Genomic DNA, 23726 nt, shown 5'->3' with positions numbered 1-23726 from the left:
ACGGTCGTCGGCCGCCCGCCTCGGGTCCAGGTTCAGAATCACCTCGAGTGCAGACCCATCCGCCGCGTAGGTTGGCGGACATGACGACACGACCCGCGGCGGACCACCGGACGTCGGCGCCGCGCACCGTCACCCGCGTGCTTCTCGGCGCCTTCCTCACCTTCGCGGGTCTGTCCCACCTGTTCTGGGCGCGTGAGGAATTCCGCGCCCAGGTCCCGACGTGGGTACCTCTCGACGTCGACGCGGTGGTGCTCGCGTCGGGCGTCGTCGAGGTGGTGCTCGGGGTGCTCCTGCTCTCCGGGTGGCGACGGACCGTCGTCGGGTGGATCGTCGCCGCGTTCTTCGTCGCGGTGTTCCCCGGCAACGTCTCGCAGTATCTGACCGGCACGGACGCGTTCGGCCTCGACAGCGACAACGCCCGCGCGATCCGACTCCTCTTCCAGCCACTGCTCATCGGCTGGGCGCTGTGGAGTACCGGCGCGTGGGCCGCATGGCGCGACCGCGTTAGGCCATCGCGCGCAGCGTGAGGTCTCGGACGGCGGCGGAGAAGGCCACGACGGTGACCACGTCGACGGCCGTGGCGGCGCCGAGGATCGCCCGGATCTGCTCCCGGACGGCGGACTCGACCGGCCACCCGTAGGCGCCGCCGGAGATCAGCGGGAACGCGACCGACGAGGCTCCCAGCGAGTCGGCCAGGATCAACGACCGCTCGTACGCGGCCCGCAGCAGCGGCGACCGGTCCTCGCGTGCCGAGTACCGCGGGCCCACGGTGTGGATCACCCAGTGCGCCGGCAGGTGACCCGCCGTGGTGGCGACGGCGGCGCCGACGTCGAGTCCGTTGGGGAGCGTCGTCGCGCGCAACAGGCGGCAGGCATCGAGAATCGCCGGCCCACCGGCCCGGTGGATCGCGCCGTCCACCCCGCCGCCGCCGAGCAGGGTGGAGTTGGCGGCGTTGACCACCACGTCCGTCCGGATCGTGGTGATGTCGCCGAGGACGACGTCGAGTCGCCGGGGTCCCGAGGTGGTCATGACGCTCCGTCCGTGAGGGTGTGGGTCAGGGTGATCAGGTCGGCCGCCCGGCGTCCGGGGTACCCGTGCAGCAACGCGATCCACTCCGGCGGGATCGCCGAGCGTCCCCAGCGCGCACCGAGCAGCCCACCCGCGATGGCCGCCGTGGTGTCGGTGTCGCCGCCGGCCCGGACACACTTCTCGAGCGCCCGCGGCAGTTGGCGCTCGTCCTCCTCCGTCGTGGCGATGGCCCACCACGCGGTCTGCAGGGCGTGGACCACCCACCCGTTGTTCGCGAAGTCCGCCGGCGTTCCGGTTTGCGCCGCCTCGAGCAGGGGCGACCAGGTATGCGACAGGGCAGGATCCGCGGACAGGGCGAGGCGGAGGCCGTCGTACGTTCCGTGCAGCACCGCGTGGCGGATGGCGACGGACCACAGGGCGCACGCCTCCCCGGCCTGTGGATCGGAGTGGGTCAACGCGCTGATGCGGGTGGCCGCGTCGGCAAGCGCGCGCTCGTCGTGCAGGAACGCCAGGGCGACGGGCGCCGTTCTCATGAGCGAGCCGTTGCCCCCGGTTCGGCCCGACAGACCCGCGGCCCGCCGAGTCATCGCGTCGGCCGACGGGTCGCGGTGGGATAGCACGGCCCGCGTCTGGTTCCCGATGTCCGGCGGCCGGGTGTCGTACCAGGTGACGAAGTTCGCCGCGACGGCGTCGAGCAATCCGGCGTCGGCGTGTCCGGCGAGTGCGTCGGCGGCGCACAGAGCCAGCGCGTCGGCGACGCACAACGCCATCGACGTGTCGTCCGTCCATTCACCGGGCGCCCAGTCGAACGGCCCGCCCCCGATCATCGCGATCTCCTGATCGGGGGTGGGATACCCGAATTCGTAGCCCGCCCCGAGGGCGTCGCCCGCCGCTGTTCCCAGCAGGACACCCTCGGCCCGGTCGATCCGATCCGTCGTCGACATTGCGTACCCCTTTGCTCGATTCTGCGCTAACCATAGATCAGCCCTGCGCTAAGATGCAAGCGTGCCGTCCGACCTCACCGAGTTCCCCCGCCCGTCAGTCGCGGTCGACGTCGCCGTGCTCACCGTCACCGACCACGGGCCGGCGGTCGTGACCGTGGACTCACGATGGGGCGACGCACTCCCGGGAACGTTCCTGCACCCCGGCGAGACCCTGGCCGACGCGGCCGGCCGCGCGCTCCGCACCAAAGCCGGAATCGAGGGAGTGGCGTTCCACCAGCTCCGCATGTTCGACGCACCGGATCGCGACGATCGCGGATGGGTGCTGTCGATGGCGCACGCCACCGAGGTCGCCGCGACCACCCTGCCGCCCGACGGCCGCGCGGTGACCATCGAGCACGGCCGACCCACCGTGCCCATGGCCTTCGACCACGCCGACATGGTCGCCGCCGCCGTCCTGGACCTGCGCACGCGCTACGCCGACGCCCCCGACCCGTCGGGCCTGCTCGGGCCGCGATTCACCCTGCTACGCCTCCGTCGCCTCTACGAGATCGTCTTCGACCGCACGCTCCCCAAGGACACCTTCCGTCGGCACGCCCTCGGCGCGATCCACGGCACCGGGGAGGTCACCGCGGCGGACGGCGGCCGACCGGCCGAGCTCTACGAGCGCCTCCCGGGCGCGTCGTTTCCGAGAACAATGGCCGCACTCCTCGGCGGCCGATAACGATGGCCGCACTCCTCCGCAGCCGAGTCGTCAGCGCGGAACGGCGCTCACGGTGAACGGCTCCACCGGCTCGCCGCCCCGCTTGTCGAACTGGCTGTTCACCACCAGCAGCCGGTCGTCCACGGCCGCCGCGGTCGTGGGGTAGGCGAAGCTCGGGTCGCGGATCTCCCCGGTGACCCGGCCCGAGCGGCCGTCGTCGGACAGGTCGACGCGAGCGATCAGGCCGTCCCGGTTCCGCACCACGTACAGCGTGTCGTCGTCGTACTCGAGACCGTCGCCGTTCTGCACGGTCGCGCCCCCAAGGTCGACCTGCGTCACCTCGCGGGAGCCCTCGTCGACGCGGTACAGGTTGCCGGTGGAGGACTGCACGATCACCAGAGCGTCGTCGTCGACCTCGACGATGCCGTTCGCATTGAAGCCCTCGCCGTAGACGAAGGGCGTGCCGTCGAAGCTCACCGCCGGCTCGAGCTGCCCGTCGCCCTGCGCGCCGGGCGGCACGCGCCACAGCACGGGGCTACGCGAATCGGTCACGTAGGCCTCGCCGTCGTCACCCACCACGACGTCGTTGAGGAACGTGGCGTCCGCGCCGAGACCGTTGGTCAGGGTCGCCCGGAGCTCGCCGGTTTCCGCATCGTGAACCCACACTCGACCGGTCGCTCCGCCGGCGATCACCAGGACGCCGGACTCGTCGTCGTCCCCGTCCTCGACGTCCAGCCCGGCGGCACCCGTGCGTCCGTTCTCCCCGGCCGCCAGGAACGGCCGAACCTCCGGATCGCCGACGGTGCCGCGGAACACCGCCCCGTCGGACGTCGACGTCACCCAGAACGAGTCGTCGTCGGCGGTGATCCCCTCCGGGAAGACGCCCGTTCCCGGCAGTCGGTAGACGAACGCCGACGACGCCGACTCGGGTGACGCCGTGGCGGACTGCGCCGTGGACGAGGCCACGGTCCCGGTCGACGACGCCGCCGGGTCGGCCGTGGGCTGCCCGTCCTGCGTCGACGAACATCCGGACAGAACGAGGGCGAGAACGCCGGCGGACACGGCCACGGGAGCGCGGAATCGGGACATGATCCACGAGTGCCCGATTCGTCGTGTCACGACACAGGTCGGCGTTTCGCGTCCGCTCCCCTCCCCCGGTGACCTACGGTCGTCGAGTCCAGCTGTCGGGGCCCGACCCTGCCGGCCCGTCCGGCTGCACGCACCACGGAGGATGCATGCCCGTCATCACTCGCGAGGTCGAGATCGCCGTGTCCGCGGCCGGCGCCTTCGCCTACCTGTCCGATCACGCGAACGTGCCGCACTGGATGTTCGGCGTCACCTCGTTCGACCCGGTCCGGCCGGTGACCAGGGACGTGGGCGACCGGTTCGACGCGGTGATGAAGCTCGGCCCGAAGACCCTGACGTCCACGCTCGACGTGGTCGAGTGGGTGGAGAACGAGGTCTTCGCGCTGCAGTCCGTGGCCGGGTTCGAGACGAGTTCGCGGTGGCGCGTGACCCCGATCGACGACGACCGGTGCCGCGCCGACGTCGAGTTCGGCTACGAGTTCCCCGGCGGGCTCACCGGGCGAGCGTTGGCCAAGATCGTCGAGCCGTTCATCGGCCAGGGTGTGGCCATGACCGATCGGAACATTCGGCAGCGCCTCGAGGTGTAGCCGCGTCGGGCCGTCAGAGCGTCTCGAGACGCACCGCGTCAGAGAATCGCCACCGCGTCGATCTCCACCAGCATCTCCTCGCGCGGCAGTCCGGTGAAGACGGTGGTGCGGCTGGGCAGGACGTCGCCACGCGTGTGCTCGAGCACGAAGGCGCCGTAGGCGTCGTTCATGATCGCGAAGTCCTCGCGCTTGGTGAGGTAGACGCGGAGCATCACCACGTCGTCGAAGGTGGCGCCGGACGCCTCGACGATGGCCTTGACGTTGGTCAGGGTGCGGGTGGTCTGCGCGGCGACGTCGCCGGGGTACAGGTACTCGTTGGTCTCGGGGTCCACCGGACCCTGGCCGGAGACCTGCACGAAGTTGCCCTTACGGACGCCCTGGGAGAACGTGTGCGCGGGGGCGGGCGCGTCGGTGGTCAGTACGGCGATCTTCTCGGTCATCGGGGTCCTTCCGGGGACGACGGGGGGCTCCAGCCCAGTTCCACCGACACGGCGTCGGCGGCGGCTCGAACCCTGGGGAGGGTGCCCAGCACGCGGGCATGGTCCAGCAACATGTCGGGCACCGACATCGACACCGCAGCGACGATCGCGCCCGTTCCGTCCCGCACCGGCACGCCGATGCAGTTGACGAACGATTCGTGTTCCTCCCGGTCCTCGGCGAACCCTTGCCGCGCCACGAGGTCGAGCTCGGCGAGGTAGCGCTCCGGCGAGTCGATGGTGCGCTCGGTGAAGCGCGTGTAGTCGAGCCGGTGAGCGATACGTGTCTGCTCGTCGGCGGGCAGTCCGGAGACGAGAATCTTCCCCACGGCCGTACAGTGCAGCGGCGCGGGTTTGCCCACCCGCGAGTACATGCGCACGCTCTGGGTCGCGTCGAGCTTGTCGACGTAGATCGCCTCGCCGGATTCGTAGGTGGCCAGGTGCACCGTCTGCCGGGTGTCGGTGTTGAGCGAGACCAGATGCGGGCGCGCGATCACGCGGATGTCGCGATGCTCGAGCGCACGGTTGGACAGCTCGAACAGCCCGGCTCCCAGCCGATATCGGTGCTCGGCGTCGTGGGTGACGAACCGGTCGGCCTCCAGGGTCCTGAGCAACCGCAGCACCGTCGTCTTGTGCACGTCCAGGTGCGCGGCGAGGTCGTCGAGGGATCGCGGACCGTCGGCCAGGGCACGCAGGATCGTGAGAGCCCGAGCGAGCGACTGACTCACGACGCCACCGATCCGGCGACGTCGACCCACGCCAGCTTCGACCACTCGTCGTCGGTGACGTCCGCGGCGGCGGTCAGGTCGGCGACGGTCGGAACGGCGGCGCCGTCTCCGTGCGCCGTCAGCGCGGCGGCCGCACAGAGATGTCCCCACCGCACGGCCGTGGCTGTCCCGACGCTGTGCAGCACCCCCGCGAGGTAGCCGCCCGCGAATGCGTCTCCCGCACCGATCTTCTCGACCACCTCGACGCGCACGGCGGGAATCACCACCGCGTCCTCACCGTCGTAGGCCGTGACGGCGGCGGAATCGTTCTTGACCACCAGACGCCGCGGCTCGGGGAACAGGGCGCGCAGCGCGGCCGGATCGCCCGTCCCGAAGACCACCTCCGCCTCGTCGGCACCCATGAGCACGACGTCGCTGCGGCGCACCTGCTCACCGAGCACACGCGCCGCCTCGACTCCCGAATTCCACAGTGCGGGTCGGTGATTGAGGTCGAAGCTGACCGTCGCGCCGAGAGCGTCGATGCGCGCCACCGCGGCACGCGCCGAGTCCGACAGCGCGAGCGTGATGCCGCTGACGTGCACGAGGTCGGCGGGGGCGAGGCGCCCGGCGATCCAGTCGACGTCGTCGGCGCACAGGGCGCTCGCGGCGGACCCGGACCTGAAGTAGGCCATGCGGCTCTCCCCCAACGCGAGGTCGTAGGGGTGGGAGGTGCCCGCACCCCGTTCCTTGACGTAGAGGCCGGTGGAGCGCGTGGGATCGACGAGCACGGCGGAGGTGTCGACTCCGGCGTCGACCAGGTCCGATCGGAGGTAGCGACCGAACCCGTCGTCCCCGACGCGCGAGGCCCAGGCGGTGACCACCCCCAACCGGGCGAGGACGCGGGCGACGTTGGCCTCGGCGCCGCCGGCGCCGCGTGTGAAGCGGCCCGAGTCCTCCAACGGCCCGGGCTCGGCGACCATCACCACGAGCCCTTCGCCGACACACACCGCTCGGGGGCTCGTCACAGTCTGATCCTCGCTCTTCTCAGCATTCTCTTGCCATTCCTGCCGTTCTCGTAGCAGACTAACGACACCGAACACATTGTGCAATCAACGTTGCGTAATACGCAACGAACTGCCGGGATCGCCGCAGAACGGTGCCGATCCGAGCCCGACCGGAGGACAGCCATGATCGACACCCGCGCCGTCGACGCTCTACGCGAACGACGACTCGGCCCGGAACACAAGTCCGTCCCACCGTCGGCGTGGGGACTGACCGTGGACGAGTTCCTCGGCACCGCACCGACGTTGGCGGACTTCCAGACTCCGGTCGTGTCCCTCGATCGGACCAGACTGACGTCCAACATCGCCGTGATGGCCGACTGGGCGGCGGCACGCGGCGTCGATCTCGCCCCCCACGGCAAGACCACGATGGCACCTGCACTGTGGCGCGAGCAGCTCGTCGCGGGGAGCTGGGCGATCACCCTCGCCACCCCCTGGCAGGTCCAGCTCGCCCGCGCCTTCGGGGTGCAACGCATCATGCTGGCCAACGCTCTGGTCGATCCCGTTGCCCTGCGATGGATCTCGGCCGAGCTCGACGACCACCCGGAGTTCGACTTCTTCTGCTGGGCCGACAGCGAGGAGACCGTCGTCCGCATGGCCGAGGTCCTCGGCTCCCCCCGACGCCCGGTGAACGTCGTGGTGGAACTCGGTGGCCCGCACGGCCGGACCGGCGCGCGCACCGTCGACGCCGCCGTCGCGGTCGCCCGCCGCGTCGCGGAGACCCCGGGCCTCACCCTCGCCGGCGTCGGCGGTTACGAGGGCGCACTCGCGCACGATCGCACGCCCGACGGGCTCGCCGCCGTCGCCCGGTACCTGGGCGCGGTGGCCGACCTGCATCGCACGCTGGCGGCGGAGGGTCTCTACCCGGGCGACGCCGTCGTCACCGCAGGTGGCAGCGCGTATCCCGACCTGGTCGCGGAACACCTCGCCGGACTCACCGAGACCGCCGACGTTCCCACCCGCGTCGTCCTGCGGTCCGGCGCCTACCTCGTCCACGACGACGGCTTCTACGCCGACATCTCGCCGCTGATCGAATCCCGCGTCGGCGCCGATCATCTCGCGTCGGCCATGCACGGCTGGGCGCGCGTCGTCTCCCGCCCCGAGCCCGAGCTGGCCCTGCTCGACGCGGGCAAGCGGGACGTGCCGTTCGACGAGGGACTGCCCACCCCGCAGCGAGTCGACACCGTGGACGTCGCTGCAGACCACCACATCTCGGCCGTGAACGATCAGCACGCCTTCCTGCGCATGCCGGGTGCCGACGCGGACCACGCCGGCGTCGGCAGCGTCGTGCGACTGGGTCTGTCGCACCCGTGCACCGCCTTCGACAAGTGGCGCCTGCTGCCCGTCGTCGACGACGCCGACGGGGCGAACCCGCGCGTCGTCGACCTGATCCACACCTTCTTCTAGGAGCGCGCCGTGATCGATCTGATTCTGCGCGGCGGTGACGTCGTCGACGGCACGGGTGCCGCCCGCGTCCGGGCCGACGTGCTCGTGGCGAACGGACGTATCCAGGACGTCGTCCCGGCCGGCGCCGCCGTCGACGCGGCGGACGTGCTCGACGTCCCGCCCGGCCACGTCGTCGCGCCCGGATTCGTCGACATGCACGCCCATTCCGATCTCGGTCTGCTCACCGACCCCGGCCACGTCGCGAAGATCACCCAGGGTGTGACGACGGAGGTCATCGGCCAGGACGGGCTGTCCTACGCGCCGATCGACGACGCGACCCTGGCCGTCGTGCGCCGTCAGATCGCCGGGTGGAACGGCAATCCCGCGGACTTCGACTTCTCGTGGCGCACGGTCGGCGAGTACCTCGACCGGCTCGACGCCGGCATCACCCCGAACGCCGCGTACCTCGTTCCGCAGGGCACGCTGCGCTACCTGACGGTGGGTGCCGACCAGCGACCGGCGACGCGCCGCGAGGTCGACCACATGGCCGACCTGGTCGAGCGCGCGATGGACGAGGGTGCCGTCGGCATGTCCAGCGGCCTCACCTACACGCCGGGCATGTACGCCGACACCGGCGAACTGCGGGCACTCTGCGAGGTGGTGGCGCGCCGCGGCGGCTTCTACGCCCCGCACACCCGCTCGTACGGCCGCGGTGCGCTGGACGCCTACCGGGAGATGATCGACCTGGCCCGCGAGACGGGCTGCGCGCTCCACCTCACCCACGCGACCATGAACTTCGAGGAGAACCGCGGCCGCGCCGGGGAATTCCTCGAGATGGTCGACGCCGCCGTGGCCGAGGGCTGCGACATCACGCTCGACACCTACCCGTACCTGCCGGGCGCGACCACCCTCTCGGCGTTGCTGCCGAGCTGGGCCATGTCGGGTGGCCTCGACGCCGCTCTCGCCCGCCTGACCGACCCCGACGCCCGCAGGCGCATCACCGACGACGTCACCCGCTACGGCTCGGACGGATGTCACGGGGTCACCGTCGACTGGACGACGATCCAGCTGAGCGGGGTGGCCCACCGCGAGCTCGATGCCTACGTTGGCCGAACCGTGGCCGAGATCGCGGCCGACGAGGACCGACCCGCAGTCGAGGTGTTCTTCGATCTGCTGCAACGGGATTCGTTCGCGACGACGATCCTCCAGCACGTGGGCCACGAGGACAACGTGCGCGCGATCATGGTGCATCCGCATCACATGGGCGGCAGCGACGGCATTCTCGTCGGCGATCGTCCGCACCCGCGGGCCTGGGGTACGTTCCCCCGCTACCTCGGCCACTACGTGCGCGAGGTCGGTCTGCTGTCCCTCGAGGACTGCATCCACCACCTCACCGGGCGCCCCGCCGCGCGTCTGTCGCTGCGCGACCGCGGCCTGGTCCGCCCCGGCCACGCCGCCGACCTCGTGGTGCTCGATCCCGAGACCGTCCGGGACACCGCCACGTTCGACCGTCCGAAGCAGGCCGCCGCCGGCATTCCCCACGTTCTCGTCGCCGGCCGGTTCGCCGTCCGCGACGGCGCGCCCACCGGCGTTCTCGCCGGCCGCTCCCTCCGCCACTCTCCGACAGGAACCGCATGAGTATCTCCACCGTCCTCGAGGACCGCGCACTCGTCGTCGTGCGCGCGCCCGCGATCCCCGACCCGGTCGCCCTCGCCGAGGCCCTCGCCGCGGGCGGACTGCGCGCCGTCGAGCTGACGTTCACCACCCCGGACGTGTTGTCCTGCCTCGAGAAGGCCGCCGCGTCCGGCGCCGTGGTGGGCGCGGGCACCGTCGTCACCGCCGAGCAGGCCGCGGCCGCGATCGACAGCGGCGCCACGTTCCTCGTCACCCCCGGCCTGCGGCCCGACGTCGCCCGCGTCGCGACAGAGCGGAACGTCCCCGTGGTCATGGGCGCGCTCACCCCGTCCGAGATCATGGTCGCCGTCGACCTCGGCGCGGCCGCGGTGAAGGTGTTCCCCGCCAAGCTGTTCGGGCCGTCCTATTTCGCCGATCTGCGCGGGCCGTTCCCGGACACCGCTCTCATCCCGTCCGGCGGAGTCAACGCCGACAACGCCGCCGACTTCCTCGCGCGCGGCGCCGTCGCCGTCACCGCGGGGACCGACGTCGTTCCGCCCGATGCCGTCGCCGCCGGTCGGTGGGACGACATCACCTCTCGCGCCGCCCATTTCGTCCGCGCGATCGCGCGCCCGTAACCCCCTCGAAAGGCACACCCCCATGAGTTCCGTCGTCGACTGGCTCCGGACGTCCACACCCGGACTGCTCGTGCTCTGCGGTATCGCGATCGCGGTACTGCTGTTCGTCATCATCAGGATCAAGCTGGAACCGTTCATCGCCCTGCTGATCGTGGGTCTCGGTCTCGCCCTGGCGGCCGGACTCCCCGTCTCGCAGATCGTCGGCACCGCCATCAAGAGCGGCGACTCCATCCTCGAGACGGGGTTCGGCGGCATCCTCGGCCACATCGCGGTCATCATCGGACTCGGCACCGTGCTCGGCGCGATCCTCGAACGGTCCGGCGGCGCACAGGCTCTCACAGCGCGCCTGCTCGGCGTGTTCGGCGAGCGCGGCGCCCCGATCGCCATGGGCCTGCTCGGGTTGATCTTCGGCATCCCCGTGTTCTTCGACATCGGCATCTTCGTCCTCGCGCCGCTCGTCTACGTCGCCGCGCGCCAGGGTGGCAAGTCGCTGGTGCTCTACGCGATGCCGATGCTCGCCGGCCTGTCGATGACCCACGCCTTCCTCCCGCCGCACCCCGGCCCCGTCGCCCTGGGCGGCCTGCTCGAGGTCAACCTCGGCTGGCTCATCCTCATGGGATTCGTCTGCGGCATCCCCGGTTTCATCGCCGCCGGCCTGCTGTGGGGTAGCTACATCGGCAAGCGCGTCATCGTCGACGTGCCCGAGGACTTCGTCAACGAGGCCGACGGGGGCACCACTGGGTCGGCCTCCAAGACCGACGAGCAGGGCGGCCCGCACGTCTCGGGCGGCACGGCCGTGACCACCGCGCGTCCCCGCGTCACCACCCCGCCGTCGGTGGGCACCATCGGCGCCATCATCGCGGTGCCGCTGATCCTCATCCTGGGAGCCACCTTCGGCACGATCCTGCTCGACGAGGGTCGCCTTCTGCAGGTGCTCACCTTCTTCGGGACGCCCGCGGTGGCGCTGCTGATCGCCGTGCTCATCGCGTTCTACGTCCTCGGCATCCGTCGCGGCTCGACCGTGCAGGAACTGTCCACGCTCACCGGCGAATCGCTGCGCCCGGTCGGCATGCTGCTGCTCGTCGTCGGTGCCGGCGCGTTCTTCGGCAAGGTCATCTCGGCCACCGGTATCGGCACGGCGCTCGCGGACACCATGTCCGCCGCCGGCCTGCCGATCATCGTGCTGGCGTACATCATCAGCTGCGCCCTGCGTATCGCCCAGGGCTCGGCGACCGTCGCCATCGTGACCACCGGCGGCATCGTCGGACCGCTCGTGGCGGCCCAGGACTACTCGCAGGTGGCCGTGGCGCTGATCGCGATGTCCATCGCCGCGGGGTCGATCATCTTGAGCCACGTCAACGACGGCGGATTCTGGATCATCGCGAAGTTCTTCAACATGACGGTCAAGCAGACGCTGCAGACCTGGACGGTGCTCGAAACCGTCCTGTCGGTGGTGAGCTTCGCCGTCGCGGGCGTGCTGTTCGCGATCATCGCCTGACCCGGCCTGCATCACCGGTCGCCGTCTGTCCGCCGCTCGAGGGACAGACGGCGACCTCGTCCGTGTGGTTGCATTCGCTCAGCACCTTCTCCCGCAGTGCCCCCAGAAATGGGGTCTGTCGCGGTCCCCGCATCGGAACATACGGTCGGTCCGGCGGTCGATCGACGCCGCAGGAACGGCCCGGGGGGAACGGATGCAGACGCTGATGGACGAGAAGGTGCGCCCGGCGCTCAGTGCGCGGGAGGTCGAGGTCCTCCTGGCCTGGATCGTGCGCGATTCCAAGGACGACGTTGCACGGTCGCTCTACATCTCCCCCGCCACCGTCGGCACCCACATCGCCCGCGTCCGCGACAAGTACGAGGCGGTCGGCCGGTCGGCCAAGTCCAAAGCCGCGCTGGTGGCACGGGCCCTGCAGGACGGCTACATCACCCTCGACGAGCTCTGACCGCCCCTCCCCACCCGATCCGCGCGACCTCCAGGGATCCGCGCCTGCTGCAACCGCAGCGGATCGCTGGAACAGAAGCGGATCGGGGTGGGCCTGTGGCCGGTCCCCGCCCCTCCCCACTCGATCCGCGCGACTTCCAGGGATTCGCGTCTGCTGCAACGGCAGCGGATCGCTGGAACAGAAGCGGATCGGGGTGGTCAGGCCAGCGCCTACACCCGCACGACGACGATGCCGGCGTCCTCGAAGGGCGCGGTGTCGGCCGCGGTGGCGGTCGCGTCGGTCACCAGCGTCACCCCCGCCGGCAAGGGCGCCCACGCGTGGAACGGCCGTCGTCCCAGTTTGGCGGCGTGCGCCAGCACGTAGATGCTGCCGGCGCGATCCATCATCAGTTCCTTGAGCCGGGTCTGCTCGATCTCGGCCTCGCAGATCCCCCGGTCCGCCGTGACCGCGTCGGCCCCGAGGAACGCGCGGTCGTAGGACACCCGCGCGAGGGACGCCTCGGCGAGCGGACCGACGAAACCCTGCGACAGATGCCGCAGCGTTCCCCCGAGACACTCGACCCGCACGTCGTCCGCGTCCGCGAGCGATTCCAGTGCCGTGAGGCCGGCCGTGATCACGGTCAGGCGAGGGCAGTCCCGCAGGAACTCGCCCATCGCCCCCACGGTGGTGCCGGCGTCCAGCAGTACCGTCTCACCCGGGTGCACCTCGCCCGCAGCCCATTTCGCGATAGCCCGCTTGGCGTCGAACCCCTCCACCGCACGCTGGCGGATCGAGGACTCCGGATGCGGATCGAGCGCGATGGCGCCGCCGTAGGTGCGCGCGAGCAGACCCCGCGTCGTCAGGTGGGACAGGTCCCGGCGGATGGTCGACGCGGTCACGCCGAACTGCGCCGAGAGCTCGTCGACGCTCGCCAGACCACTGGTCTTGGCCAGTCGCACGATCTCCGCGCGCCGCACCTCCGACTCCCGCACCGCCACCGGTCCTCCTTCGCTCCGACCCGAACCTAGCCGACGGGGGTGGTGCTGGTCGCGAGTTCGGCCGCCTGCCGGAGCGCTTCGACCATGCTGCCGGATTCGGCGATGCCCTTGCCGGCGATGTCGAAGGCCGTGCCGTGGTCGACGGAGGTTCGGATGACGGGGAGGCCGACCGTGATGTTCACGCCCGCTTCGATTCCCAGCACCTTCACCGGACCGTGCCCCTGGTCGTGGTACATCGCGACGATGAGGTCGTAGTCGCCCCGCCCGGCGAGGAAGAACGCGGTGTCGGCGGGCAGCGGGCCCACGGCGTCGATGCCGTCCGCGCGCAGAACCTCCACGGCCGGAACGATCTTCAGGTCCTCCTCGCCGTAGCCGAACAGTCCGTTCTCCCCGGCGTGGGGGTTGATGCCGCAGAGACCGATCTTCGGGTTCGGCGTGCCCGAGCGCACCAGGGCGTCGTGCCCCCGTCGCACCGTCCGCTCCACCAGGCCCGGCTCGATCTTCGCCACCGCGTCGAGCAGTCCGATGTGGGTGGTCACGTGAATGACCTTGAGCTTCGGCGTCGAGAGCATCATCGACACTTCCTCGGTGCCCGTGAGATGCGCGAGCAGCTCGGTGTGACCCGGGAAGACGTGTCCGGCGGCGTGCAGTGCCTCTTTGTTGAGGGGTGCCGTGCAGATGGCCTGGACCTCGCCGGCCACCGCGAGCTCGCTGGCGACGCGGATGTACTCGTAGGCGGCGTGACCGGCCACGGACGACAGCTCACCCCAGGGCAGGTCGGCCGGGATCAGACCCAGATCGACCACGTTGATCCGCCCCGGCCGGAACTCGGCGTCGCGGACGTGGTCGACGGCGACGACGTCGCACGTAACACCGAGAATCTCTGCGGCGGAACGCAACCGGGCCACGTCGCCGATGACGACGGGCCGGCACCACGCGGCGACCCGCTCGTCGAGGACGGCGGGCACGATGACCTCGGGCCCGATACCGGCCGCGTCGCCCATGGTGAGGGCGACGACCGGGAGGTCGAGGGTGGGAGTGGACGTCATGGTGGGTCCTCAGCTCTGGGAGACGGTACCGACGGGAAGGCCGGCGAGGTGGGCGTGGATGGCGGACAGGCTGTGGCGGTCGCCGAAGCTGCCCGGTCGGGTGACGATGCGACGGCCGTCCGGGGCACGGAGGACGACGGCGCCGTAGTGGACCTGGCCGACGGGCCGCAGGGTGGTGATGCCGAGCGCGTCGACGACGGCGCGGGCGGTCTCCCCGCCGGTCAGGGTGAGGTCGACGGCGCGCCCCACCGCGACCCGGGCGACGAGGTGCCCCAGCGCGACGACCAGGCGGCCGGAGGCGGACGGGTCGAGCGGGCCGGAGACGGTGAGGACGGCGGATCCGCGGGCCAGGGCGCCCTCGAGCTCGGCGGTCGAGGCGCGTCCCGCGAGGACCGCGGCGGCGTCGACCGACACGACGGGCACGCCGTCCTCGGCCAGCCGAGCGACCTGGTCGCGGGCGCCGACGGATGCCGTGCCGACGACGGTGAGCACGTCACGCGTGGCGTCGGCGGGATGCGTGTCTCGCGTCGCGGTCGCTGCGGGCAGCGTGCGGACCAGCGCGGCGGCCAGAGCGCCCGACCCCACGAGGACGACGTCCGGATCGTCGGCCACCGAGGCCACCACGTCGTCGAGATCGCGGTCGCCGGTCACGTCCGGAACGGCGACGGACGGCGCCGTGCCGACGACGTCGCGTACGGAGGCGGGCGGAAGCCCCGGCTCGGCGTTCCACACCGACGAGCGGTGCAGCGGAACGTCGTTCACGTACAGCACGCCGTTCCGGACGATGCGGCCGAGACCGGGATGACCGGCGGCGACCACGACGCGGCCCCGGCGGGCGAGCACGTCGACGGTCGTGGCGACGTGACCGCGCAGCAGCGAGTCGATCTTGACGACGACCCGAGTCCCCGCGGGGACGGCGTCCAGCGCGTCGGACAGGCGGGCGCCGGCCTCGGCAGCCGATCGCGAGCGGGTGTCGAGGTCGACGATGCCGACGGCCGCGGTGAACCCGTCGACACCGGAGAGTGACAGTTCGAGATCCGTCGTGCGCTCGAACACGATTCCGGCCACCTCGGCCGCGCCGGAGAGGTCGTCGGCCAGCACCACGGTGCGGGTCATGTCGCCACCTCCCTTGTTGCGCGAATCACGCAAACCATCGTACGCGTATTGCGTGTTTCGCGCAGCATCATAACGACGCTCCGGCGCACTGCACAATGGTCTGGCCCGTGATGTTGCGGCCCAGCGGACCGAGCAGGAACGCGGTCAGACCGGCCACCTCCGCGGGCTCGATGAACGAGCCCAACGGCGGGGTCCGGGGCGGCGTGTGCGCGCGCGACGGGTCGCCGAGCATCGCCGTGTCGGTCGGCCCGGGTGCCACCACGTTCACGGTGATACCGCGCGACACCAGTTCCATGGCCCACGACCGCGACATGCCCGTCAACGCCGACTTGGTGGCGACGTACTGACTCTTGCCGGCGTTCCCGGTCATGGTCCGGCTGCCGATGAGGACGATGCGTCCGCCGTCGGCGATTCGGTCCACCACCCCGTTCACCAGCACCTCCGCGGCGGCGACGTGGACGCGCCACATCGCCTCCAGATCGGCGACGTTCAGGCGGCCGAGCGGCGCCGAGCGTTGCAGACCGGCCGCGTGCACCACCGCGTCGACATCGGTCAGCTCGGCCGCGACGGCACGCACCCGGTCCAGATCGGCGAGATCGGCCTGGATCCAGTCGAGTCCGACGACCACGGGTTCGCGCCGGCTCAGACCGGTGACGCGCCATCCCTCGTCCACGAGGGTGGTCGCGACGGCGGCGCCGATGCCGGAACTGACGCCGGTGACGACGGCGTGCTTCACGAGAGCCACTCGGGGGTCAGCTCGCAGTACTCGATGGCCTGCCGGAAGCGGGTGAACGCCACGTGCAGCGTCGTGCCGTCGGCGACGATCGACGGGTACGAGAACTCACGATTGAGGCCGTCGCGGGAGTTGTTGGACAGGCAGTAACCGTCGCCCTCCTCCAGATTGCGCCGGCGCGGCCAGGTCACTCCGCGATCGTCGGACAGCGCGAGCGTCATCGGCGCGCGCGGGGCACCCCAGAACGCCTGACGCGGATCGCCGTCGGTGAGCGGTGCGCTCTCCTCCACCGTGCCCTGCGTCTCCGCGATGCCGTCGTCGTCGATCTCGTCGTAGAGGGAGAGCCGCCGCTCGGTGGCGTCCGCACGGCTGGATTCGTTGTACACCAACGCGAGTCGGTCGCCGTCCAGCACGACGAACTGCACCGACGAGTTGTTGTTCGGCAGGTCGGTCGGCTCGGGCGCACTCCACGTCTCGCCGTCGTCGTCGGAGACCGAGCGATACACGTGATCGGCCCAACGGCTGCGGTAGAGCGCGACGAGTTGCCCGTCGGACAGTCGGCCGATGTTCATGTGGACGCACCCCGTGCTCTCCGGCACGGTGACCTCGCGCCAGGACGCGCCGTCGTCGTCGGAGATCATCACGCCGGAGTAGTCGCGATCGCCCACCCACTTCCGGCCGTCGATCCTCACGCAGTGGAAGACCGGGAGCAGGATGCGGCCCGACGGCAGGGTGACCATCGGCTGCCGGACGAAGACGCCGCCCGCGTCGGTCTCGGGGACCAGGACGTCGGTGGCGCCCCAGGTGCGGCCCCCGTCGGTCGACACGCGACGCAGCACGCGTGCGGTGTCCTGGTTGCCGGCATGCTGCGAGGTCCACAGCAACCACACCTCACCCGACGCCCGCACGTTCAGCACAGGGTTCTGTTCGGACCGCCCGGGGTCGTCCGAGAGCCGTACGGGCTCGGACCACGCGTCGCCCTCGCGGCGGGAGAACCAGACGCTGATGTCCGGCACGCCTTCCTGCGTCCCGGCGAACCAGACGCAGGCAAGGGTGCCGTCCGGCAGCACGGCGAGATTCGCGGCGTGATTCTGGACCTCGGGCGGGAACAGCAGGGCGTCCCGACGGCCGGCGTCGGCGGTGGGACGAACGATGCCGTCGGCATCGAGGGCGGTGGTCACGGCGAATCTCCCGTTCAGACGAGGGTGGCGGCGGACAGGTTGTACGAGTTGGTCGGGCGCAGCGTGACGTCCTGGATCCGATCGCGCTTGGCCAGCACGGATTTCGGGACGAACGACCAGAGGCACGGGACGGTGTCCCAGATCTGGCGCTGCGCGTCGGCCAGCAGCTGACCGCGACGGGTCGGGTCGACTTCCTCGGACGCGCGCGCGATGGCGGCGGCGATCTCCGGGAACTGGTACCCGTGGTAGGTGTCGCGGGTCGCTTCCTTCTCCGGGGTGCCGGCGTACATGCCCTGCATGATCGTGATGGCGAGCCCGGTCGGACTCGGGAAGCCGTTGCCCAGCACGTCCCAGTCGCCCGCCTTGCCCTGACGCCACTGCATGATGTCGCCGCCGGGCTCGAACTGCTGCAACGACGTTCGGACCCCGATGTCGGAGAACATCTGCACGACCGACTCCATGATGTCGGTGTCCGCGGCGAATTCGCCGGACTCCCAGATGATCTTGAGGTTCAGGTCCCGCACACCGAGTGCGTCGAGTTCGCCGCGAGCACGGGCGGGGTCGTACACGTACTCGCCCGTCTCGATGGCACCGTCGAGGATCGACGGGATCACGCCGCGGGAGGCCGTGGCCGATCCCTGCATGACCTGATCGATCAGCGCGGGGCCGTTGATCGCGTACGTCAGCGCCTTGCGTACCCGCGCGTTCGCGAGCGGGTGATCGGCCGGCTTGCGGAAGTTGTAGAACAGCTGGTTGAGACGCACTCCGTCGACCCGCTCCACGCCGACGTTCGACAGGCCCTCGAGCTGATCGGCGGCGTCGGGAGTGATCGAGTCGATGACGTCGACCTCCCCGCTGCGCAGCGTGACCACGCGGGAGGACTCCTCGGGCACGAAGCGCACGCGGACGGTCTCGATGTTCGGCGCCGGTCCCCAGTACTGCGTGTTGCGCTCGAGGGTGTAGTTGCCGGTGCCGCGGTCGGAGGAGGTCACCACGTACGGTCCCGATCCGACGCCGGACTGCAACTCCTCGGGCCGGTTGGCCGCGGCGGGGGTGATGAGGATGTTCGACATCAGGTAGTCGAGCACCGGCACCGGTTTGGTGGTGAGCAGCGAGAAGCTCGAGGCGTCCATCGGTTCGACGGTGGGCCACTCGGGGAAGAATCCGCCGACGAAAGATCCGTCCACCTCGCTGTACATCTTCAGAGCGGTGGCCACGTCCTCCACGCGGACGGGCGAGCCGTCCGAGTAGCGGACGCCGTCGCGCAGGTGCACGAACCACCGCGTCGGCTCGACCAGTTCGAAGCGATCGGCGAGGACCAACTGCGGCTTCAGGTTCGCGTCGATCTCGGTGAGGGCCTGCCGGACGCCGCGCTGCACGGTGAGTGCGGCGTCGAACTGGTTGAGCTTGTTGTCGAGGCTGACCAGGGACCGGTTGAGCGCGAGGCTCACTGTGGTGGGTCCGGGCGTACCGGTGGGCGTCGCGCATCCGGCGGCGGCCCCGCCGAGCAGGACACCGCCGCCGAGCAGCAGCCCGCCGCGCATCAGGTTGCGCCGCGAGAACCGCTGGTGGAGCAACGAATCGGTCATGGTCGACCTCTTTCGATCGAGGATGTCGTGGGGCCCGGCACGCCCGTCGCCGACGGCGGGGCTGTGACTGCGAGCACACCGGGACTGTACGCAGATCTGCACGAAACACGCAACTACCGATTGCCACTTGCGCGATTCGCGCACGGGTGTCATTGTGAGCTGAGTTACAACGACGCCGGAGACGGAAGCTCCGTACCCGGATCCCGCCCGGAGCGTCGAGTCCGCAGAAAGGTCGATCGATGCATCAGCCCTGCTCACGCCACCGTCTGTCGAGCGCGCGATGACCGCCGGCATGATCGCGCCGGCCGACGAGCCCACCTCGGCGCCCGCCGACCCGACGGCCGGATCGGCGAAGACGAAATCCCGGTCCGCCGGCACGGCCCGCTACGTCGTCAAGCGCCTCGGTCAGAGCGCACTGGCGATCTTCCTGACGCTCACCACGGTGTTCGTCCTCGTCCGCATGGCGCCGGGCGACCCGGCCTACGCAATGGCCGGCCCCCTCGCCTCGAGCGAGGACATCGAGCGCATCCGCCAGTCGATGGGCCTCGACCAGTCGATCGTCACGCAGTACTGGAAGTACCTTCAGGGACTTCTCCAGCTGGACCTGGGCACGTCGTACTCCTTCCAGGCACCCGCGTTCGACGTGGTGCTGGACCGTATGCCCTACACCCTGACGCTCACCGTCGCGTCCATCGGCCTGACCACGCTGCTCGCGATCCCGCTGGGCGTGTGGATGGCCCGCCGCGCGGACACCCGCCGCGAACTGGGCGCGAACGTGCTCACCATCGCCGGCCAGTCCATGCCCGACTTCTGGACGGGCCTCATGCTCATCACCCTCTTCGCGGTGGTGCTGCCGATCTTCCCCGCCGCCGGCTTCGCCACGTGGTCCTCGCTCGTCCTGCCGATGGTGACCGTGGCGATCCTCCAGATCGCCCTCATCTCCCGGATGGTGCGACGAGAGATGGTGGGCGCGTTCTCCTCCCAGTACGCCACCGTCGCCCGCGCCCGCGGTGTATCGGAGCGAAAACTCGTCTGGCGGTACGCCCTGCGCAACTCCTCCATCCCGGTGCTCACCGCCCTCGGCACTCGCTTCGCCTCGATGCTCAACGGCGTCGTGGTCGTCGAGGTCGTGTTCGCCTGGCCCGGCGTCGGATCGCTCGTGGTCCGCGCACTCGAAACCCGTGACTACCCGCTCATCCAGGCCACGGTCCTCGTCACCGCCGTGCTCGCCGTCCTCGTCCAACTGCTCGTCGACCTCTGCTACCCGCTGCTGGACCCCCGCGTCCGGCTGGGGAAGGGAACGTCCTAGATGACCGCCACCCTCGACGCGTCCGGTCCGGCACCGGCCGACCCGACGCGACGCGAACGACCGTCCGCGGTCACTCCGAAGCATCTCGCAGCGGCCGGCGCCACCCGGCGCGCCCGCGACAGCCGCCTCAAGATCTGGGTGGGCAGCGTCTGCGCGCTGATCGTGATCCTGCCCGTCGCGTTCGCCCGCGTGCTGCCGCTGCAGAACCCCGACGCGACCGACCTCGGCTCGCGCCGCCTGCCGCCGCTGACCGACGGGCACCTGTTCGGCACCGACCAGCTCGGCCGCGACCTACTGGCCCGCATCCTCTACGGCGGCCAGGTCTCGCTGCTGGTGGGCATTCTCGCCGTCCTCGTCTCCGGGTTGATCGGCCTCGTCCTCGGCTCGATGGCCGGCTACTTCGGTGGCTGGGTCGACACCGTCGTCAGCCGACTCCTCGAGGCGCAGCTCTCCCTCCCCCTGCTGATGATGCTGTTGCTCGTCGTCGCGCTGTTCGGCCCGTCGATCCCGGTCATCACCTTCGTCATCGCCATCGCGCAGTGGCCCGAGATCGCCCGTCTCACACGGTCTCTGGTCCTCGTGGAACGCGAGAAGCCGTACATCGCCGCCTCACGCGTCCTTGGTCTCGGGAAGACCGCGATCCTCACCCGGCACATCGTCCCCAACGTGATCAAGCAGACCTCCCTGGTGGTGCTGCTGCTCCTCGCACAGGCCGTGCTGCTCGAGTCCGCGCTCAGTTACCTCGGCGCCGGCCCCCAGCGCCCGTTCGCGACCTGGGGTCGCATCATCTCCGACGGCCAGGACTACATCACCACCTCGTGGTGGCTGGTCACCCTGCCGGGCCTGGTCATCGTCCTGCTCGTGATCGGCGTCAACCTGCTCGGCGACGGACTCCGCGACCGGCCCGCCGGATCCGGCCTCCGCGCCCTGCTGGGCCGCCTCGCACTCACGGGAAAGAAGGCCTGACATGACCGAATCCCTGCTCTCCGTCGACGAACTCCAGATCGAGCTCATCACCGACCGCGGTGTCGTCCGCGCGGTCGACGGCGTCTCCTTCACCATCGCGGCCGGCGAAACGGTGTGCATCATCGGCGAATCCGGATCCGGCAAGTCGACGACGGCCATGGGCCTGCTCGGTCTGCTCCCCACCGACCTCGCCGTCCTGTCCGGCCGAGCGCAGTGGAAGTCCGCCGACATTCTCGGCGACGACGCCGCGCTGCGCCGGGTCCGCGGGTCCGAGATCGCGTTGATTCCCCAGGACCCGATGACAGCACTCTCACCGGTGCACACCATCGGATCGCAGCTACGAGAAGCCGTTCATCACAGCGGTATCCGCGGCAAGAGCGCCCAGACCGCCCGGGCGGTTGAGTTGCTCGAACGGGTGCACATCGTCAACCCCGCCGATCAGCTCGGGCGGTACCCGCACCAGCTGTCCGGCGGCATGCTCCAACGCGTGCTCATCGCCTGCGCGCTGGCCGCCGACCCCGCCCTCATCGTTGCCGACGAGCCCACGAGTGCGCTGGACGTGACGGTGCAGGCGAGCATCCTCGATCTGCTGCTCGAACTTCAGGAGCGCACCGGGATCGGCATGCTGCTCATCACCCACGACCTCGGGGTCGCGCGCCTGATGTCCGATCGCATCCACGTCATGAAGGCCGGCACGTTCGTCGAAAGCGGCGACGCCCGCACCCTCGTCGACAACCCCACCCACGCCTACACCCGCAAGCTGCTCGGGGCCGTGCCCCAACTCGGCGACTGGTCCGGGGCCCCCGCCACCCGCGAAGGAGTGCTCGCATGAGCCTGCTCACCGTCGAGGACCTCGTCGTCGACTACCCCGTGGCCACCGGACCGTTCCGCGCCGTCGATCACGTCAGCTTCAGCGTCGACAAGGGCTCCACGCTCGCCGTCGTCGGTGAGTCGGGATGCGGCAAGTCGACCATCGCCAAATCGATCGTGCGGCTGCTGACCCCGACGTCCGGGCGGATCCTGGTGGACGGCACGGACATCGCCCGGTTGTCGGAGCGAGCACTGCGCCCGTTCCGGTCCCGAGTGCAGATGGTGTTCCAGGACCCGTACGGCTCGCTCGATCCACACCTGACCGCCGTCGACATCGTCGGCGAACCCCTGCGCCTGCAGGGCATCCGGTCGAAATCCGAACGCCACCGTCGCGCCGCCGAACTGCTCGACCAGGTCCAGCTGCCGCCGTCGTCCCTCGGGCGCCGTCCCGCCGAGTTCTCCGGCGGCCAGCGTCAACGCATCGGCATCGCCCGCGCTCTGGCGTCGGGTCCGGAGATCCTGGTGTGCGACGAGGCCACCAGCGCACTCGACGTGTCCGTCCAGGCGCAGGTGCTCGATCTCCTGCGGTCGATCCAGCAGGACACCGGCATCACCTACGTGTTCATCTCGCACAATCTCGGGGTCGTGCGCGAGATCAGCGATCACGTGATCGTCATGCGCAAGGGCGCGGTGGTCGAATCCGGTTCCACCGCGGGCGTTCTCGCCGATCCGCAGCACCCCTACAGCGCAGCGCTGCGTGCCGCTGCCCTGGACCCCACCACCATGGTCGGCCTCAAGCCGCGCTACGTTCTGTCCGGCCGCCCCGCCCCCGTCGCCACCCGAGGAGTCTGACGACAATGGAATCCGGAACGCACTTCGGTTCGATGGTGCTGGGCACCATGACCTTCGGTGACACCGTCGACCTCGACGGGGCGCGGTCTCTGCTCGACGTCGCGCTCGACGCCGGCATCACCCACCTCGACACGGCCAACGGCTACTCGGCCGGTGACGCGGAGCGCATGCTCGCCGAGCTGCTCGCAGGCCGTCGTGATCGCGTCACCGTCGCCACCAAGGCCGGCATGTACCTCGGCGACGCGGGAGGTCACTCGCCCCTGTCCCCCGAAGGCCTGCGGCTGAGCCTGGAGGCGAGTCTCGCGCGGCTCGGCGTCGATCACGTCGATCTGTACTACCTGCACCAGCCCGACCGCGCCGCCTCGCTGCACGACACTCTGTCCACCGTCGCGAAGTTCGTCGCCGAGGGCAAGATCGGCGCGCTGGGCGTCTCGAACTTCGCCGCCTGGCAGATCGCCGAGGTGAACCGCGTGTGCGACCAGGTCGGCGCGCCCCGACCCGTCGTCGCCCAGCAGCTCTACAACCTTCTCGCCCGCCGCATCGAGGAGGAGTACGCCGAGTTCGCCGCGACGACCGGCATCGCCACGATGGTCTACAACCCCCTCGGCGGCGGCCTGCTCACGGGCAAGCACACCTTCTCCGACGAGCCCGGCGAAGGGCGCTTCGGCGATTCCCGTCTGGCCGGGATGTACCGCGAACGCTACTGGAACGCCGATATCTTCGACGCCGTGTCGCGGCTCGCCGCCGTGGCCGACGGCGCCGGCCTGCCGCTGACCGAGCTCGCCCTACGGTGGCTGCGCTCGACCCCCACCGCCGGCCCGATCCTGCTCGGCGGATCCCGAACCTCCCACCTGCAGGCCAACATCGACGCCCTCGGCCGGGGCCCGCTGCCGGCCGACGTGGTGGCCGCCTGCGACGAGGTCGGCGCTGCTCTGCGCGGACCCATGCCCGCCTACAACCGATAGGAATCCCT

At 70.5% G+C, this 23726-nt stretch carries 25 protein-coding genes; 13 read left to right on the top strand and 12 right to left on the bottom strand.

All coding sequences use genetic code 11. The annotated features are described in order from the left end of the window. Positions 1 to 80: 80 nt before the first annotated feature. On the top strand, positions 81 to 527 hold the full coding sequence (locus A3Q40_RS03535; protein ID WP_068099820.1) for a DoxX family protein: 447 nt from the start codon (positions 81 to 83) through the stop codon (positions 525 to 527). On the opposite strand, the gene A3Q40_RS03530 is transcribed toward A3Q40_RS03535, so the two are convergent. Next, a complete protein-coding gene (locus A3Q40_RS03530) occupies positions 505 to 1029 on the bottom strand; it encodes an O-acetyl-ADP-ribose deacetylase (protein WP_068099819.1) in 525 nt (174 codons plus the stop codon). The genes A3Q40_RS03535 and A3Q40_RS03530 overlap by 23 nt on opposite strands. Then, entirely contained in the window at positions 1026 to 1973 is a 948-nt protein-coding gene (locus tag A3Q40_RS03525) for an ADP-ribosylglycohydrolase family protein (RefSeq protein ID WP_068099818.1), read from the bottom strand. Before A3Q40_RS03525 ends, A3Q40_RS03530 begins: the two co-directional genes overlap by 4 nt. Before the next feature lie 61 nt (positions 1974 to 2034). Between A3Q40_RS03525 and A3Q40_RS03520 the strand changes: the two genes are divergently transcribed. Next, positions 2035 to 2694 (top strand): NUDIX hydrolase, encoded by a 660-nt coding sequence (locus A3Q40_RS03520; protein ID WP_068099817.1) that lies wholly within the window; start codon positions 2035 to 2037, stop codon positions 2692 to 2694. A gap of 30 nt (positions 2695 to 2724) precedes the next feature. Here A3Q40_RS03520 and A3Q40_RS03515 read toward each other — a convergent pair whose 3' ends face one another. Further along, positions 2725 to 3792 (bottom strand): SMP-30/gluconolactonase/LRE family protein, encoded by a 1068-nt coding sequence (locus A3Q40_RS03515; RefSeq protein WP_068099816.1) that lies wholly within the window; start codon positions 3790 to 3792, stop codon positions 2725 to 2727. 116 nt (positions 3793 to 3908) lie between these two features. Between A3Q40_RS03515 and A3Q40_RS03510 the strand changes: the two genes are divergently transcribed. Continuing rightward, entirely contained in the window at positions 3909 to 4346 is a 438-nt protein-coding gene (locus A3Q40_RS03510) for an SRPBCC family protein (RefSeq protein WP_068099815.1), read from the top strand. Positions 4347 to 4384: 38 nt separating this feature from the next. Here A3Q40_RS03510 and A3Q40_RS03505 read toward each other — a convergent pair whose 3' ends face one another. The 3 genes from A3Q40_RS03505 to A3Q40_RS03495 are packed head-to-tail and all read right to left on the bottom strand — an operon-like array spanning position 4385 to position 6554. Further along, on the bottom strand, positions 4385 to 4786 hold the full coding sequence (locus tag A3Q40_RS03505) for a RidA family protein (RefSeq protein WP_068099814.1): 402 nt from the start codon (positions 4784 to 4786) through the stop codon (positions 4385 to 4387). Beyond that, entirely contained in the window at positions 4783 to 5550 is a 768-nt protein-coding gene (locus A3Q40_RS03500) for an IclR family transcriptional regulator (RefSeq protein ID WP_068105099.1), read from the bottom strand. The genes A3Q40_RS03505 and A3Q40_RS03500 overlap by 4 nt, the downstream gene beginning before the upstream one ends. Then, the gene (locus tag A3Q40_RS03495) at positions 5547 to 6554 is read right to left on the bottom strand and encodes a sugar kinase (RefSeq protein WP_235606429.1); all 1008 of its coding nucleotides are present in this window, start codon (positions 6552 to 6554) and stop codon (positions 5547 to 5549) included. Before A3Q40_RS03495 ends, A3Q40_RS03500 begins: the two co-directional genes overlap by 4 nt. Before the next feature lie 162 nt (positions 6555 to 6716). Between A3Q40_RS03495 and A3Q40_RS03490 the strand changes: the two genes are divergently transcribed. The 5 genes from A3Q40_RS03490 (at position 6717) to A3Q40_RS03470 (ending at position 12171) form a co-directional block, all read left to right on the top strand. Continuing rightward, positions 6717 to 7997 (top strand): alanine racemase, encoded by a 1281-nt coding sequence (locus A3Q40_RS03490; RefSeq protein ID WP_068099812.1) that lies wholly within the window; start codon positions 6717 to 6719, stop codon positions 7995 to 7997. A 12-nt stretch (positions 7998 to 8009) separates the two neighbouring features. After that, positions 8010 to 9614, top strand: a complete 1605-nt coding sequence (locus A3Q40_RS03485; protein WP_068105096.1) for an N-acyl-D-amino-acid deacylase family protein — start codon at positions 8010 to 8012, stop codon at positions 9612 to 9614. Further along, positions 9611 to 10228: a bifunctional 4-hydroxy-2-oxoglutarate aldolase/2-dehydro-3-deoxy-phosphogluconate aldolase gene (locus A3Q40_RS03480; RefSeq protein WP_068099811.1), complete on the top strand. Its 618-nt coding sequence runs from the start codon at positions 9611 to 9613 to the stop codon at positions 10226 to 10228. Before A3Q40_RS03485 ends, A3Q40_RS03480 begins: the two co-directional genes overlap by 4 nt. A gap of 22 nt (positions 10229 to 10250) precedes the next feature. Next, positions 10251 to 11726 carry a GntP family permease gene (locus A3Q40_RS03475; RefSeq protein WP_068099810.1) on the top strand — a complete coding sequence of 492 codons (1476 nt, stop codon included), beginning with the start codon at positions 10251 to 10253 and terminating at the stop codon, positions 11724 to 11726. 193 nt (positions 11727 to 11919) lie between these two features. Next, positions 11920 to 12171, top strand: a complete 252-nt coding sequence (locus tag A3Q40_RS03470; protein WP_068099809.1) for a helix-turn-helix transcriptional regulator — start codon at positions 11920 to 11922, stop codon at positions 12169 to 12171. Positions 12172 to 12380: 209 nt separating this feature from the next. Here the strand turns inward: A3Q40_RS03470 and A3Q40_RS03465 are convergent, their stop codons facing one another. The 6 genes from A3Q40_RS03465 to A3Q40_RS03440 all read right to left on the bottom strand — a co-directional run bounded on the left by A3Q40_RS03465 (position 12381) and on the right by A3Q40_RS03440 (position 18816). After that, positions 12381 to 13148, bottom strand: a complete 768-nt coding sequence (locus A3Q40_RS03465) for a DeoR/GlpR family DNA-binding transcription regulator (RefSeq protein ID WP_068099808.1) — start codon at positions 13146 to 13148, stop codon at positions 12381 to 12383. Between the two features lie 26 nt (positions 13149 to 13174). Beyond that, entirely contained in the window at positions 13175 to 14197 is a 1023-nt protein-coding gene (pdxA, locus tag A3Q40_RS20745; protein WP_068099807.1) for a 4-hydroxythreonine-4-phosphate dehydrogenase PdxA, read from the bottom strand. A gap of 9 nt (positions 14198 to 14206) precedes the next feature. Further along, positions 14207 to 15313 carry a four-carbon acid sugar kinase family protein gene (locus A3Q40_RS20740; protein WP_069973012.1) on the bottom strand — a complete coding sequence of 369 codons (1107 nt, stop codon included), beginning with the start codon at positions 15311 to 15313 and terminating at the stop codon, positions 14207 to 14209. Positions 15314 to 15380: 67 nt separating this feature from the next. Beyond that, on the bottom strand, positions 15381 to 16058 hold the full coding sequence (locus A3Q40_RS03450; RefSeq protein WP_082833732.1) for an SDR family NAD(P)-dependent oxidoreductase: 678 nt from the start codon (positions 16056 to 16058) through the stop codon (positions 15381 to 15383). Further along, positions 16046 to 17227 (bottom strand): sialidase family protein, encoded by a 1182-nt coding sequence (locus A3Q40_RS03445; protein WP_068099804.1) that lies wholly within the window; start codon positions 17225 to 17227, stop codon positions 16046 to 16048. Before A3Q40_RS03445 ends, A3Q40_RS03450 begins: the two co-directional genes overlap by 13 nt. Before the next feature lie 14 nt (positions 17228 to 17241). After that, positions 17242 to 18816, bottom strand: coding sequence for an ABC transporter substrate-binding protein (locus tag A3Q40_RS03440; protein WP_068099803.1), 1575 nt, complete (start codon positions 18814 to 18816; stop codon positions 17242 to 17244). Between the two features lie 280 nt (positions 18817 to 19096). Between A3Q40_RS03440 and A3Q40_RS03435 the strand changes: the two genes are divergently transcribed. The 5 genes from A3Q40_RS03435 to A3Q40_RS03415 are packed head-to-tail and all read left to right on the top strand — an operon-like array spanning position 19097 to position 23718. Then, entirely contained in the window at positions 19097 to 20125 is a 1029-nt protein-coding gene (locus A3Q40_RS03435) for an ABC transporter permease (protein WP_235606427.1), read from the top strand. Then, positions 20126 to 21091 carry an ABC transporter permease gene (locus A3Q40_RS03430; protein WP_068099802.1) on the top strand — a complete coding sequence of 322 codons (966 nt, stop codon included), beginning with the start codon at positions 20126 to 20128 and terminating at the stop codon, positions 21089 to 21091. Between the two features lies 1 nt (position 21092). Then, positions 21093 to 21923, top strand: coding sequence for an ABC transporter ATP-binding protein (locus A3Q40_RS03425; RefSeq protein ID WP_068099801.1), 831 nt, complete (start codon positions 21093 to 21095; stop codon positions 21921 to 21923). Then, complete coding sequence (locus tag A3Q40_RS03420; RefSeq protein ID WP_068099800.1) at positions 21920 to 22753, top strand: ATP-binding cassette domain-containing protein; 834 nt, start codon at positions 21920 to 21922, stop codon at positions 22751 to 22753. The genes A3Q40_RS03425 and A3Q40_RS03420 overlap by 4 nt, the downstream gene beginning before the upstream one ends. A gap of 5 nt (positions 22754 to 22758) precedes the next feature. Then, entirely contained in the window at positions 22759 to 23718 is a 960-nt protein-coding gene (locus A3Q40_RS03415; RefSeq protein WP_068099799.1) for an aldo/keto reductase, read from the top strand. Positions 23719 to 23726: the final 8 nt, after the last annotated feature.

It is taken from the genome of Rhodococcus sp. PBTS 1, assembly GCF_001620025.1.
Classification (GTDB): domain Bacteria; phylum Actinomycetota; class Actinomycetes; order Mycobacteriales; family Mycobacteriaceae; genus Rhodococcoides; species Rhodococcoides kroppenstedtii.
This window is presented reverse-complemented; position numbering and strand designations above follow the sequence as displayed.

Bases quoted from the DNA above. Each gene is read 5' to 3' on its own strand.
- A3Q40_RS03535 (WP_068099820.1), top strand. From the start codon at position 81: ATGACGACACGACCCGCGGCGGACCACCGGACGTCGGCGCCGCGCACC.
- A3Q40_RS03480 (WP_068099811.1), top strand. From the start codon at position 9,611: ATGAGTATCTCCACCGTCCTCGAGGACCGCGCACTCGTCGTCGTGCGC.
- A3Q40_RS03470 (WP_068099809.1), top strand. From the start codon at position 11,920: ATGCAGACGCTGATGGACGAGAAGGTGCGCCCGGCGCTCAGTGCGCGG.
- A3Q40_RS03510 (WP_068099815.1), top strand. From the start codon at position 3,909: ATGCCCGTCATCACTCGCGAGGTCGAGATCGCCGTGTCCGCGGCCGGC.
- A3Q40_RS03435 (WP_235606427.1), top strand. From the start codon at position 19,097: ATGACCGCCGGCATGATCGCGCCGGCCGACGAGCCCACCTCGGCGCCC.
- A3Q40_RS03525 (WP_068099818.1), bottom strand. From the start codon at position 1,973: ATGTCGACGACGGATCGGATCGACCGGGCCGAGGGTGTCCTGCTGGGA.
- A3Q40_RS03425 (WP_068099801.1), top strand. From the start codon at position 21,093: ATGACCGAATCCCTGCTCTCCGTCGACGAACTCCAGATCGAGCTCATC.
- A3Q40_RS03420 (WP_068099800.1), top strand. From the start codon at position 21,920: ATGAGCCTGCTCACCGTCGAGGACCTCGTCGTCGACTACCCCGTGGCC.
- A3Q40_RS03530 (WP_068099819.1), bottom strand. From the start codon at position 1,029: ATGACCACCTCGGGACCCCGGCGACTCGACGTCGTCCTCGGCGACATC.
- A3Q40_RS03505 (WP_068099814.1), bottom strand. From the start codon at position 4,786: ATGACCGAGAAGATCGCCGTACTGACCACCGACGCGCCCGCCCCCGCG.
- pdxA (WP_068099807.1), bottom strand. From the start codon at position 14,197: ATGACGTCCACTCCCACCCTCGACCTCCCGGTCGTCGCCCTCACCATG.
- A3Q40_RS03490 (WP_068099812.1), top strand. From the start codon at position 6,717: ATGATCGACACCCGCGCCGTCGACGCTCTACGCGAACGACGACTCGGC.
- A3Q40_RS03475 (WP_068099810.1), top strand. From the start codon at position 10,251: ATGAGTTCCGTCGTCGACTGGCTCCGGACGTCCACACCCGGACTGCTC.
- A3Q40_RS03430 (WP_068099802.1), top strand. From the start codon at position 20,126: ATGACCGCCACCCTCGACGCGTCCGGTCCGGCACCGGCCGACCCGACG.
- A3Q40_RS03415 (WP_068099799.1), top strand. From the start codon at position 22,759: ATGGAATCCGGAACGCACTTCGGTTCGATGGTGCTGGGCACCATGACC.
- A3Q40_RS20740 (WP_069973012.1), bottom strand. From the start codon at position 15,313: ATGACCCGCACCGTGGTGCTGGCCGACGACCTCTCCGGCGCGGCCGAG.
- A3Q40_RS03440 (WP_068099803.1), bottom strand. From the start codon at position 18,816: ATGACCGATTCGTTGCTCCACCAGCGGTTCTCGCGGCGCAACCTGATG.